The organism is Paraglaciecola sp. 20A4 (assembly GCF_011378905.1).
Classification (GTDB): domain Bacteria; phylum Pseudomonadota; class Gammaproteobacteria; order Enterobacterales; family Alteromonadaceae; genus Paraglaciecola.
Window position 1 is genome coordinate 25,408 of the sequence record NZ_WTPY01000001.1, and the last position, 11,893, is coordinate 37,300.

Annotated in this window: 12 protein-coding genes; 3 read left to right on the forward strand and 9 right to left on the reverse strand. The window is 44.7% G+C overall.

Translation table 11 applies throughout. The features are described from left to right. Positions 1-20: 20 nt before the first annotated feature. From GQS54_RS00085 to GQS54_RS00095, 3 genes are all read left to right on the forward strand, one after another. On the forward strand, positions 21-1,601 hold the full coding sequence (locus tag GQS54_RS00085) for a sodium:solute symporter (protein WP_166421993.1): 1,581 nt from the start codon (positions 21-23) through the stop codon (positions 1,599-1,601). A 9-nt stretch (positions 1,602-1,610) separates the two neighbouring features. Then, complete coding sequence (locus GQS54_RS00090; protein ID WP_166421994.1) at positions 1,611-2,849, forward strand: DUF4147 domain-containing protein; 1,239 nt, start codon at positions 1,611-1,613, stop codon at positions 2,847-2,849. Positions 2,850-3,016: 167 nt separating this feature from the next. After that, positions 3,017-4,174, forward strand: coding sequence for an ROK family transcriptional regulator (locus GQS54_RS00095; RefSeq protein ID WP_166421995.1), 1,158 nt, complete (start codon positions 3,017-3,019; stop codon positions 4,172-4,174). Positions 4,175-4,265: 91 nt separating this feature from the next. On the opposite strand, the gene GQS54_RS00100 is transcribed toward GQS54_RS00095, so the two are convergent. The 9 genes from GQS54_RS00100 to cyaY form a co-directional block, all read right to left on the reverse strand. Further along, positions 4,266-5,306, reverse strand: a complete 1,041-nt coding sequence (locus tag GQS54_RS00100; RefSeq protein WP_166421996.1) for a 3',5'-cyclic-nucleotide phosphodiesterase — start codon at positions 5,304-5,306, stop codon at positions 4,266-4,268. 1 nt (position 5,307) lies between these two features. After that, positions 5,308-6,489, reverse strand: coding sequence for a heme biosynthesis HemY N-terminal domain-containing protein (locus tag GQS54_RS00105; RefSeq protein WP_158768406.1), 1,182 nt, complete (start codon positions 6,487-6,489; stop codon positions 5,308-5,310). Next, positions 6,486-7,808: a uroporphyrinogen-III C-methyltransferase gene (locus tag GQS54_RS00110; RefSeq protein ID WP_166421997.1), complete on the reverse strand. Its 1,323-nt coding sequence runs from the start codon at positions 7,806-7,808 to the stop codon at positions 6,486-6,488. The genes GQS54_RS00105 and GQS54_RS00110 overlap by 4 nt, the downstream gene beginning before the upstream one ends. Further along, on the reverse strand, positions 7,809-8,531 hold the full coding sequence (locus tag GQS54_RS00115) for a uroporphyrinogen-III synthase (protein WP_166421998.1): 723 nt from the start codon (positions 8,529-8,531) through the stop codon (positions 7,809-7,811). A gap of 3 nt (positions 8,532-8,534) precedes the next feature. Next, entirely contained in the window at positions 8,535-9,464 is a 930-nt protein-coding gene (hemC, locus tag GQS54_RS00120; protein WP_166421999.1) for a hydroxymethylbilane synthase, read from the reverse strand. A gap of 161 nt (positions 9,465-9,625) precedes the next feature. After that, complete coding sequence (locus GQS54_RS00125; RefSeq protein WP_240919780.1) at positions 9,626-10,108, reverse strand: GNAT family N-acetyltransferase; 483 nt, start codon at positions 10,106-10,108, stop codon at positions 9,626-9,628. Positions 10,109-10,142: 34 nt separating this feature from the next. Then, positions 10,143-10,604, reverse strand: coding sequence for a YHS domain-containing (seleno)protein (locus tag GQS54_RS00130; RefSeq protein WP_166422000.1), 462 nt, complete (start codon positions 10,602-10,604; stop codon positions 10,143-10,145). 165 nt (positions 10,605-10,769) lie between these two features. Continuing rightward, complete coding sequence (locus tag GQS54_RS00135) at positions 10,770-11,441, reverse strand: dienelactone hydrolase family protein (protein WP_166422001.1); 672 nt, start codon at positions 11,439-11,441, stop codon at positions 10,770-10,772. Between the two features lie 22 nt (positions 11,442-11,463). Further along, a complete protein-coding gene (gene cyaY, locus GQS54_RS00140) occupies positions 11,464-11,790 on the reverse strand; it encodes an iron donor protein CyaY (protein WP_158768412.1) in 327 nt (108 codons plus the stop codon). Positions 11,791-11,893: the final 103 nt, after the last annotated feature.

An 11,893-nucleotide genomic window follows, 5' to 3' on the forward strand; every position in this document is an offset into this window, starting at 1 on the left:
GAAGATATGTGAAGAAAATTATGAATACACTAGATTTTTTAATTGTTGCATTGTATTTGGTGGCGTTGTTAGTCATGGGATTTATGCTGCGAGAACAGACAAATAAAAGCGACTATTTTCTGGGTGGGAAAAGTCTAGGATGGAAACCCTTGGCGTTGTCGGTCATGGCCACTCAGCTTTCTGCTATTAGTTTTATTTCTGCCCCCGCTTTTGTGGGGTTGCGTGAAGGTGGCGGTTTGCAATGGCTTTCCTATGAATTAGGTGTGCCGTTAGCTATGTTGCTGGTGTTATCCACTATTTTACCCAAGTTATACCGCGCCGGGATCGTTAGTATTTATGATTACCTCGAAACCCGTTTTGGCCGCTCTACTCGGGTATTGATCAGTATTGTTTTTCAATTTAGTCGGGCGTTCGCTACCGGCATTATGATTTATGCGGTATCCCTTATTCTGCAAGGCACCATGGGTATCGAAGCGTGGCAAGCTATCTTGCTAACAGGTGTCATTACGGTACTTTATTCACTGCAAGGGGGCATGAAAGCGGTCGTTTACGGCGATGCCATTCAAATGATCATTATTGTATTAGGTACAATCGCCTGTATTGGGTACGGTCTGCACTACCTAGGTGGCATTGACGCATTCGTAGCTAATGTCGATCCAAATCGCCTGGAAGCGATTAAGTTTGACTCATACGGCTTTAGCGGTGACGGCTTTGGCTTTTGGCCAATGATTTTTGGTGGCGTAGTATTGTACGCGTCATATTATGGTTGCGACCAAACTCAGGCGCAACGAGCACTATCAGCTAAAGACCCAAAAAACCTACGTTATATGATTTTAGCTAACGGAGTTATTCGTTTCCCCATCACTATTTTGTACTGCTTGTCCGGTTTAATTGTGGGCACGCTAGCCATGACAGAGCCAAGCTTTATGGCAAAAATCCCAGCTGACAATCCTGATTGGATGATGCCCATGTTTATTCTTGACTACTTGCCTCATGGCTTAATTGGCTTATTGGTTGTGGCTATTTTGGCTGCTGCTATGTCGTCATTGAGCTCAGCCATCAACTCTCTGTCTGCGGTGACCATCGAAGATTACTGCCGCATTACCAACAAAGAAGTGAGCCAAGAAAGTTATTTGAAATTGGCGAAATACATGGGCTTGGGCTGGGGGGCTGTCACCCTAATATTGTCGCTGTATGCAGGCAATATTGCGCCCACTATTATTGAAGCTATCAATAAAGTCGGGTCATTGTTTTATGGACCAATCCTAGCGGTATTCTTGCTTGCAGTGCTAACGAAAAGTACATCAAGCCTGCACGTCAATATTGGGTTAGTCAGCGGTGTTTTGTTTAACTTATTAATATCGTTTATTGCACCCGATATTTTCTGGTTTTGGTGGAACTTCATTGGTTTTGTTGTGACGGTGATGATGGCAGTGCTAATGAGTAAAATTAAGCCTTTCACTTATCAACCTAACGATGAGGAATTGGCCGCGGCGCCTGTCTCTTTGTCCATTCTTACTGTTAAGGATGTGGTGATATTGCTTAGCATGTTCGGTGCGATGATTGCTTTCTGTTTGTATATTCCAACGGCGTTTGTTTAAGGTTATTCCATGAAATATCAGGCTTTTTTACGTGATTTATTTGATATCGCTGTGGCTGCTTGTCAGCCTAGTGCGTGTATGGCGCAGCAGTTAAGTAAACTGGATACCAGTAATGGCATATGTGTTATTGGGGCGGGTAAAGCGGCTGCTGAAATGGCTGCTGAAGTACATAAAACCTTAGGTGATAAATGCTACGGCGCCGTCGTGACCCGTTATGGATACGAAAGCGCAGGGGATACGGGCAGGATAGCGGTACTGACGGCGAATCACCCTACGCCAGACGACAACAGTTTAGTTGCCGGTAAGGCGTTGCTTGAGCTAGTAAAAAGTACCCCAGCAACAACGCCTATTTTATTTTTAATTTCAGGTGGTGGCTCGTCACTTATGTGCTTACCCGTTGACGATGTGCCGTTTGCTGACAAGCAGCAGCTCAATCAGTTTCTACTCAGAAGCGGCGCCAGTATCGATGAAATTAATACCGTGCGTAAACAGTTGTCGAAGGTGAAAGGCGGCAGATTGGCTGAGGCCGCTAAATCAAGGCACGTGACCTTGATGATTTCTGATGTGGTGGGGGACAACGCCGCTGATATCGCCTCTGGACCAACCATTGCTGATCCCTCAACCAAGGCTCAGGCGTTGGCTATTTTGCAAAAGTACAATTGGTCTCCTGTGGGCAGTATTGCTAATTACTTGGCAAAGCCTGAAGCTGCGCCAAAGCACACTGCCCCAAGTGAATATCATATTGTGGCGAACGCACAGCATGCGATTGATGCCGCCATTAGCGTTGCCCAGCAGCAAGGGTGGCAAACCCAAGTATTAGGTTATGACATTCAAGGGGAAGCCAGAGAGGTTGCCAAGTTACACGCTAAGCAGGCCTCGGCATGCAAGGCCAAAGGGCAGCGCATGATGTTGTTCTCAGGGGGCGAGTTAACGGTAACCGTAGGCAAAGAATACGGTGACGGAGGGCCAAACCAAGAATACCTAATGGCGTTAGCGCTTGAGCTTGCTGGCGCGAAAGGCATCTCTGCGCTGGCCTGTGATACCGATGGCGTGGATGGTAGCAAAGATGTAGCGGGAGCTTATATTGATGAAACCACATTGCCTCGAGCATTATCAGCAGGTGTGAACGCAAGCGAACTATTGGCTACTCACAATAGTCATAAGTTCTTTGGCGCTATAAACGACTTAGTTATCACTGGCCCAACGAATACTAATGTTAATGATTTCAGAGCCATTATTATTGAATAGCTTTTAGCTGATGACAAATAGCAGCTTGCTTCGGGCTGGTGGTTAAGCTTATATTCGCCAGCTTACTATCAGCCTTGAGCCAGCAAACGCCAGACTCAAGGTTTTGTTTCTTGTTCTATTTTCACGATTCAAATAGGCTATAGCGTTTTAAGGTAGATGCATTACAGATGTTTTCAATAGACAACAGTCAATATTTACGTTCAGGGTTTACCTTAGGGAAAGGCAATAAGCTTTTTCAAGATATTGAGCGTGATATTATCAAGATTGTCTTCTGGGAACGACGTGTTACCCAAAGCCAGCTCGTATCGGCCACCAAAATTCCTCAGCAAACCGTGTCTCGTTTATTAAAAGGTCTCACCCAGTCTAAGGTGCTGCGCCAAACCGAAAATATGATCCCTAATCCTAAAGGCAAACCGGGTTTTGCTATTGAGTTGAATCCGGACTATGCCTATACCTTTGGCGTGTCGATATTGCTCGATGCTGTCGGTGTAGCGGTAATGGACTTTGCGGGTAATGTGATTGCCACGAATATGTGTGAAATGGACGACATGAGTATCGTTCATGTACTAGAAGCAATTGAAACCTTAATAACGGGACTTTGTGAAACCGCTAAATTGGACGAAACACGAGTGCTGGGTATTGGCGTAGGTATCTCCGGTTTCTTTAGTTCAATGGACGGCAAGATGAATACCCACCATATGCTGGAAGAGTGGGCGCAAGTCGATATCGTCGAGATAATATCTAGCCATTTCACACTTCCTACTTGGGTGGTAAACGATGGTACCGCTGGCGCAGCGGGTGAGGGTGTTGCGGGGGTTGGACGCCAGTATAAGAACTTTGTATATTTATTTGTTTCATCAGCATTTGGTGGCGGTATCGTGACTAATTCTGAGGTGTTACGGGGTACTTATGGCAATGCTGGTGAGTTGGGCGATATGTTACCCACTAAAATATACGCCCATCCAAATTTAGAACTGCTCAAACGTATCTTGAAGAAAAACGGTGTGAATTTCAGCTCTATTTATAATTTGAATGAAGAGTTTGATCCCGACTGGCCTGGCGTCGAAGAATGGATATTCAAAGTGCAGGATTCTTTCGATTTGGTTGCCACTTGTTGCTCTGCCTTACTTGATGCCGAGGCAATCATACTTGGGGGGCATATTCCTAAAGAATTAGCCGAGATGGTGATACCGCGGATTGATGTATACGCTCAATTCAGACGCGGGGCCAAGCGTCCTATGCCAAAAATAGTGGTGTCAGGCGTCGAGAAGTTTCCGGTTGCCATTGGTGCGGCCACGATACCACTGCGAGAACTTTGCTTGTAAAGATTTACATGAATAACGGCTAATATAAAAAAACGCGTATTGATTCATTCAATACGCGTTTTTTTACGTTTATCGTTAATCCAAAAGAAGATTAAAACAGCAGTTTTTGCCCTTGTTTAGGAATAATAATCGTTAGTCCTAGGTCATTGGCTTCATTGAGCTGTTGCGCGATTATCGCTCTTGGGTCGGTATCTTTAGCGAGGGTATATTTGATATGGCTGATAACGACCTTCAAATCTTTAAGGGGGGCATTGCCGCCGATTTTTCGCCCCAAACTACCGAGCTCTTGCATCAGAAGTTCAGGGGTCAAATGACCGAATAGTAAGTTGTGGGGACGCTCATTTTCAAATGAAGTTTCAATGATGATGCCACGTAGGGTTTTATGTTTAACCTGCTTGGCCAAATACGTCCAAATTTTTGCTAATTTGCCTTGTTGTTCGACTACATCGGCTCCGGTGTCACCAAAGTACACAAACATATCGTTGTTATGCTCAATCACAAATGCGCTGGATTCAACGGGGTGGCTAAGGCTAAATGCGCTGACGCTAAGTTGCGTGTTAGCAATAGGCGTTGTTTTGCTCGGAAGTAAATCCACCATATGGTATTTATTGAGTGTGGGCGCAATGCCACGATCACTAAAATTGGCCCACGCTTTGCCATTAAAGTAGGTCTCGCCAATCATGTTATTAACCGAAGCCAATGCGTAGATATTTTTTGCGCTATCTTCAGGCGACGAAACCAACATGCCATTGACGTGGTCAAGATGAGCATGGCTGAGTAAATATGCTTTTATATGGCGGCGTAATATTGTTCCTGCCTTGCCCCATTTTTTATCATCCACTAAGGCTAAATCAGTGAATGCCCCACGCTTAACGCTTTTATTTATACCGTTAACCAGGGTACCAGCATCTAATGCCACATAGTTTGCTTCGCTTACGGCGCGCAGCAAGAAGGCACTTAAATTGCCATCCTCGATACCACCGCTATCACCCAGTACGATGACTTCAAATGCTGGGGCTGGAGTGACTAATTCAGAGACTTGGTGAGTTTTAGGGCTTTGGGCAAAAACTTGAGTCGCCGTAAAAAGCGAAATGGTTAACAGCCATTTCGCTAATGATAAAGAAGTGTGCATATTAGTTGGCTTTTTTCAGTTCGTTTGGCTCAGCCAAGCTTTGTTTGTATAAGGCCAGGGCTTGCTGACTGTCTTGTTGGGACTCTTTGATTCTAGCCAACAGTAAAATATCTTGCTGACGACTGCCCAGCTTAATCGCTTTGCTTAACGCTTTCTCGGCTAGGCTTAAATCATTAGCGTTATAGGCGAGTGCGCCCAAGGTCGATAGTAGTTCAATGTTCATATCGTCTTGCTTTATCCACTGCTCCAGCTGTTTTAAGGCCGTAGTAGGGTGAGACAATTTAAGCTCTCTATAAAGCGGTAGTAACATAGGATGGGGTTTGTTTCTGTTATACTCACCCAATGCCGCTTCGGCATCAATATGCATTCCTTGATCGATTAACTGCTTAACATAGGCGGCTTGCAAGGCTGGATCTCGGCGGGTTGATTTAGGCAATGAATGCCAATTCTCTTTTAACTGATTCGCGCCTTCTTTGCTGGCAATTTCAGCGAAATTACCTTGAGAAGCGAGTTGCATATAATGTTCGTATTGCTCCCCTAAGGCTTTTTTCCAAGAGGGCAGGCGGTCTTTTAACTCATGCCATTTTCCCGCTTGAACCAAAGCTTGTGCGTGCAGGATTAATACTGACTTCTGGCGCTTTTGCTTGTCTTCAAGCTCCCCCAATATTTCTAGGGCTTTACCAGGTTGTTGGTTTTGTAAATGGTCGCGCACTAAGCATAACTTGGCGGCAAACGCCGACTTAGGGTAAGACGTCGCCAAGCGCCAGTTTTCACGCGCTCCAGTGGGGTTTTGTAGTTGTAATTCAGCCTCAGCTGCGGCCAATAAATTTAAACCGTCGAAGTCTTCTTGCTCAATGCTGGCAAGTTGCTTACGTGCTTCAAGATAGTTTTGCTCGGCGAGGGCAATTAAGCCTCCTGTGAAGGCGCGTTTCTTCTTACGAGAACCCCAGTTACCTAACCAGTTTTTTGAGCCTGAGATGATCATAATTAATTTTTTGATCACCCACGAGAACAACAATAAACCGACAATCAGTAAGATGGTCATGATTGCCATGGAAAACACGTTCATTTCCATTACATAACCAGCGAAATCAATAAATACGTAGCCCTTATCATCGAATATTAATGAGCCAATAAGCACTGCAATAAGTAAGGCCACAAAGACCATTAGTATTCTGATCATGGTTGGCTAACTCCATTAACGAACACATTGTCGATACGTTGCTGAATGACATCTTGAAGTGCCGGCGCTGAATTGAATTGGCTTGGATAAACACGTTCAATATCAGTCTCTGTCAGTTCATTTAAGCGCTGGGAGAACTGTTTAACAGACACGTCATCCAGCGCAAAATTTTCTGTCAGTGCGCGTTGTGCGTTTTTCAGCGATTGCTGGTACAGCTCAATATTTTCTTTTAAAACGGCACTTTGAGCTTGCAATAACGACAGCTTAAGTTGTTCTTTGGCTAACCATTGTTGTTGCTCGGACATATAAGGTTGCACGTCAGCTTCTTTCTTTTTAAAGCTAAAGAAATCTTCGGTGAATGCACGCCAGTTTCGCGCCAAGTTACTGCGCCAATCGTCAACCGAAGCAGAGACGTTATCAGGGTTAGCAGCGATATCAGGGCGTTCAAATGTATTCAGGGTTAGCTCGTCTACTTGAGGCAGTAAAGCACTCACCTTAAGGGCGATAGACGATAAAGATACCGGATTAACTTGAGCCAATGCTTGAATGTCGTTGGCCAAACGCTCACGCACTGGCAACAAGCTTGGGTCGTCTAAATCTTGTAAGCGACTGTCAGCCGATTGCAGCATCGCAATGGCGGTTTTAACATCATGCTCTAACCATAACTTTCGGCCAGCCATGCGCACTAAAAAGTCAGCTTCGGCCAGCAACCAGTCTGCTGGGCGTCGTCCGGCTATTGTGCTCAACATTTGCTTGTTGGTTTGAGATAGCGCTTTCGCCGCCTGAGCGTCGCTTAAGGCGCTTTCTAATTCTTGGCCTAAAGTACGTAATTGAGTTTCTAAAGTGCGATTTTCTTGTCGAACTTCATCGGTAATCGTGAGATTTTGCTGAGCTTGGCGATTAAGCATATCTTGCTGTTCACTTTGACTCGTTTCTTGATTGAGCTTTTGCTCATCCCATTGGGTCCACCCCCAATAAGCCGCAGCTACAATTAATAGTAAAATCAACAGGTTGATAATGGTCACAAACCACAGAAAGCCTGTTTTTGCAGGTTTGCTGTTATTTTCGTTTTTAGCTTTGGGCGCGGAATTCACGCCAGCATTATCGCTTGAACTGGAAGTTTTTTTCACGTTGTTGTCGCTTTTCAAAGGAGCTGCAGGATTCTTTTTATCTGTATCGGGTTTTGATTCGATTTTAGGCGGCGCAGGCGTGATGACTGCACTTGAGTCTATCGTCTTCGGCTTGTCTTGCGCCTTGTTTGACGTCTCGTTCTTTGGCTTATTGCCTGAGGTATTGTTTGTATCTGATTGGTCTGCCATTTAATGCTCCAAAAATTCCTTGGCACGGCGAATAAGTGCCTGGTCGCTAGCGTCATCGCTTACAAATATTGTGTTTATACCGAGTTTAGCTGCAATTTGTTCAGTTCGGGGGCTCACTACAATCCAAGGTAAGGACTGTAACCACTTGGGTTCAAACTGCTCAAACGCGCTTTCAATCATTTCACCACTGGTAGCAATGATGCATCTAATCTGCTCAGCTTGCCACTGTTGTGTTGCTTTAGGAGTGGCAATTTTTATCCGCCGATAAATATCAGCCAAATAAACATTAGCGTCTCGCTGAGTCAGCTGTTGGGCTAAATCTTGGCGACCGCCTTCGCCCTTGATGATCATCACGTTGCGCCCGCTCAGTTGGGCTAATTGTTTTAACGATAATAAACCTTCAGTGGTTGGACTTTGCGGCACCACCACTTCATACCCTTGGGCGCGTAAATTATGAGCGGTACTGGCGCCTACAGCAAAAATATTGATGTTAGCTGGTATGCGTATATTACGAAGGTTAAGTAAATCGCTTGCTACTGTGCTGGTAACAATAATACAGTCGTTTTGCTTAAGTGCAGCAAGTGCTGTGGGCAGTTGCTCAAGGGCGTGCTCACAAACTTGGGTGTCAATCAGACCAATCCCAGTCGCAGGCAAGCCCGCTTCAGCGAAGTTAGCCACGCTATTGACGCATTTTTGCTCGGGGCGAAAAATTAACACTGACATCAATTAGTCTTTATACAAAGCCTGAAGAATTTCACCGGCACCTTGGGTGAGTAACTGTTCAGCTACCTCCACTCCGATGCTTATGGCGTCGTCTTTATGGCCACGTTTTTCTGCATGTAATAAGACCGCGCCATCGGGTGAGCCCACTAGCCCCCTTAAATAAAGTTCATCCCCTGTTAGCTCTGCGTAACTGCCGATTGGCACTTGGCAACCTCCATTTAATTTTGCGTTCATGGCGCGCTCTGCTGTTACGCGATATTCAGTTGCTTGGTGATTTAATGGCTTAAGTAATTCAATTAACTCAGCGTCGTCATTACGACACTCAATACCCACGGCCCCTTGGCCAACAGCGGGTAAGGATACGGTTGGTTGAATATAAGTCTTAATGCGCTCATGCATATTTAAACGAATTAACCCTGCGGCAGCCAGAATAATAGCGTCGTACTGGCCGTCGTCTAACTTAGCTAAACGCGTATTCACGTTACCACGTAAGTCGCGAATGGTTAGGTCTGGTCGCGCGCTGCGAATTTGACACTGACGACGTAAACTCGACGTGCCAACAATCGCCCCTTGAGGTAATTCTTCAATGTTCGAATAGGTATTTGATACAAATGCGTCGTAAGGGTTTTCACGCTCACATATGCAGTGCAAGCCGAAGCCGTCAGGGAAATCTACCGGGACGTCTTTTAAAGAGTGCACGGCAATATCGGCACGGCCCTCATTCATGGCCACTTCCAACTCTTTGATGAATAAACCTTTGCCGCCAATCTTAGCCAGTGGCGTGTCTAATATACGATCACCCTGGGTCGACATAGGCACTAGCTCCACACTGATATGTGGGTGTGCTGCAAGAAGTTTGGCTTGCACATATTCTGCTTGCCACATGGCTAAAGCACTTTTGCGTGTGGCGATTCGAATGACGCGTTCTGACATGAAAATTTCACTATTAACTAACGAGTTTATAAGGGGATATTATCAGAATTTGCCAAGGTTTTGAGTAGACAAAGGCCTAGTTTTAGTGAAAAAAGCGTAATACGAGTAATAAGGTAGATAAATACACACGCAGATTGCTCGGCTAAAACCTAGAGCGCAAATTAAAGGACGATTTCGTAAACGGGTAATTCGCGCCCCGGGATACTGCCTGACGGCTGACTTCCTATTCGCGTTGCGCCGTTTTTTGCATAAAACTCTGCGGCATGTGGGTCACTATAAATAACTATTGAGGTGAATCGTTTTGCTTTTGCAAATTTTAAGGCGTGGTGTAATAACATGCTTCCCACGCCTAAACCTATTTTGGTGGGGCAAACGAACAAGGCAAGCAATTCAAATTGCTTGGCAGATAAACGCTCAAGCGCATAAAACCCTATCGGTGATTGAATATCAGAAGTACCTGGCGACCAAGCCCCAACAAAATGAAAATCCTCGTGGTTTAATTGTTCAGGTGAATAGCTAAGTTCAGCTCGGCATAGCTGCATGAATGCGGCTGAATAACCCCAATGTGCTTTAGCGCGCATTGCCAGTGCAGAAATATCTGCACTGTGCTGGCTGGTTAATGGTGCTATTTTAATATCAGTCAATTTATACGCTTTAAGATTAATTAAGCTCAGTTGCTTAATAAGGATATTGAGCGTCAGCCTGCTGAATATACTGAGCCTTGTTGGCTAACCACTTCTGTTGCACGCTGGCACTGTAGTTTAAGTATAACTTGCCGTTGTCTATCACAAATGCGTCTTCATCTATACCAACAAAATCACCAGTGGCCATTGCATAAGCGCAGTATCCACCGTATTGAGGGGCGTATTTTTCTGGATTCGTTTTAAATAAATCAAGGTGAGCTTGTGAGCTGAAAAACCAATCAGCGCCGCGCCAAGTGGTAGTAAATGTTTTGCTGCCTTTTACTGCTTTATCTTGGGTGAAGTAGGCGACTGTGTCGTAACCATATATGGCCTTGTTATTAAATAAGCCCGTTTCGATAGGGTCTTGTGCTAAAGCTGTTTGGCTAAAACTAAGAATAACAAATAAAAGTGCAGTTTTTGCGACGTGTGATAAATGAGCTAGTGCATTAATCGACATAATATTTCCTGTATTGATGACGTTACCAGTGCGGTAATAAGGGTTCTACTTAATAAAACCGCTAATACAGGAAATTAATTTCATCACATTTTTGTCCCAAAGCACGGAAGTGCTTTGGGACCATGGCAAACATTAATTTAAATAGATTTGGTTATTTAAAAAGTGCTAGCTAAAACGGGCTTGCAACCAGGCCGAGATATGATTGATCTCTTCTAAACATACGCTGTGTTGCATAGGGTAATCTTGCCAAGTAACCGCATAACCGTTGTCTTGTAATACTTTAAAGGCGGCGTTACCCATAAACACAGGTACCACATTATCTTGTTGCCCATGAGCCATTAAGATAGGCGTACGCTTATTTACGTCACTCGCTTCACTGGCCAATGTCTCTGGATCACACATATAGGTAGATAACGCCATAATACCGGCTAGCTTTTTGTTAATACGGGTACCCAAATGCAATGCAATAACACCACCTTGGGAAAAACCAGCTAGCACAATGCGTTCGGCTGGGGTGCCGTTGGCGATTTCAGCATCAATTAATTGCGCTACTTGTTTTGCTGATTCTTCAACACCGGTGCGATCTGCACGGTGATTGAAATCCATGCTGGTAATATCGTACCACGCGCGCATTTCCATGTTGTTGTTCACGGTAATGGGGCGAATCGGAGCATGGGGGAAAACAAAGCGTATGGGTAATGAATCAGGCATTTTTAACTCGGGAACGATGGGCGCAAAACCATTACCTGAATCACCTAATCCGTGCAGCCAAATAACAACCGCGGTATGTGGTTGGCTAGGGTTTACTTCAACAAATGATAAATTACTGTCACTCATGGTGTGATAACTCTCTTAATACTTATGCTTTTGGACGGGGGAACGAAACCGGTTCGCCAGCCTGCTTGCTGGCGGCATCGTTCATAAATTGCCAGAACTCAACACCTGTGCGTTCGTCAATCCACAGGCCGTCCTGATAATTAAAGTGATGACCATTAAACTTTGTTGCTACCCATAACTGATGTAAAGGGGGTTGCTTGTTAATGATGATTTTAGTGCCGTTAATGAAAATAAGGGTAAGAATGCTGCTAGCTGATTCATAGTCGATATCGGTTTCTATGTCGTCGAGCATTTCTTCTAGATTTATCAACAGGTCATCGACCATTTGATGGTATTGGCTGTCATTCATTGTAACTTCACCTTGTGTGGATCGTTTTTGTGCATTAGCACCATTGCATAAAGGAATATGCTAACATTGCATAGATGTCTCAACACTCACTTTATCTACTTAC

What these genes read in the sequence shown, in the direction of transcription:
- GQS54_RS00095 (WP_166421995.1), top strand. Translation starts at nt 3,017, where the DNA reads ATGTTTTCAATAGACAACAGTCAATATTTACGTTCAGGGTTTACCTTA.
- GQS54_RS00130 (WP_166422000.1), bottom strand. Translation starts at nt 10,604, where the DNA reads ATGTCGATTAATGCACTAGCTCATTTATCACACGTCGCAAAAACTGCA.
- GQS54_RS00115 (WP_166421998.1), bottom strand. Translation starts at nt 8,531, where the DNA reads ATGTCAGTGTTAATTTTTCGCCCCGAGCAAAAATGCGTCAATAGCGTG.
- GQS54_RS00105 (WP_158768406.1), bottom strand. Translation starts at nt 6,489, where the DNA reads ATGATCAGAATACTAATGGTCTTTGTGGCCTTACTTATTGCAGTGCTT.
- hemC (WP_166421999.1), bottom strand. Translation starts at nt 9,464, where the DNA reads ATGTCAGAACGCGTCATTCGAATCGCCACACGCAAAAGTGCTTTAGCC.
- GQS54_RS00090 (WP_166421994.1), top strand. Translation starts at nt 1,611, where the DNA reads ATGAAATATCAGGCTTTTTTACGTGATTTATTTGATATCGCTGTGGCT.
- cyaY (WP_158768412.1), bottom strand. Translation starts at nt 11,790, where the DNA reads ATGAATGACAGCCAATACCATCAAATGGTCGATGACCTGTTGATAAAT.
- GQS54_RS00110 (WP_166421997.1), bottom strand. Translation starts at nt 7,808, where the DNA reads ATGGCAGACCAATCAGATACAAACAATACCTCAGGCAATAAGCCAAAG.
- GQS54_RS00085 (WP_166421993.1), top strand. Translation starts at nt 21, where the DNA reads ATGAATACACTAGATTTTTTAATTGTTGCATTGTATTTGGTGGCGTTG.
- GQS54_RS00100 (WP_166421996.1), bottom strand. Translation starts at nt 5,306, where the DNA reads ATGCACACTTCTTTATCATTAGCGAAATGGCTGTTAACCATTTCGCTT.
- GQS54_RS00135 (WP_166422001.1), bottom strand. Translation starts at nt 11,441, where the DNA reads ATGAGTGACAGTAATTTATCATTTGTTGAAGTAAACCCTAGCCAACCA.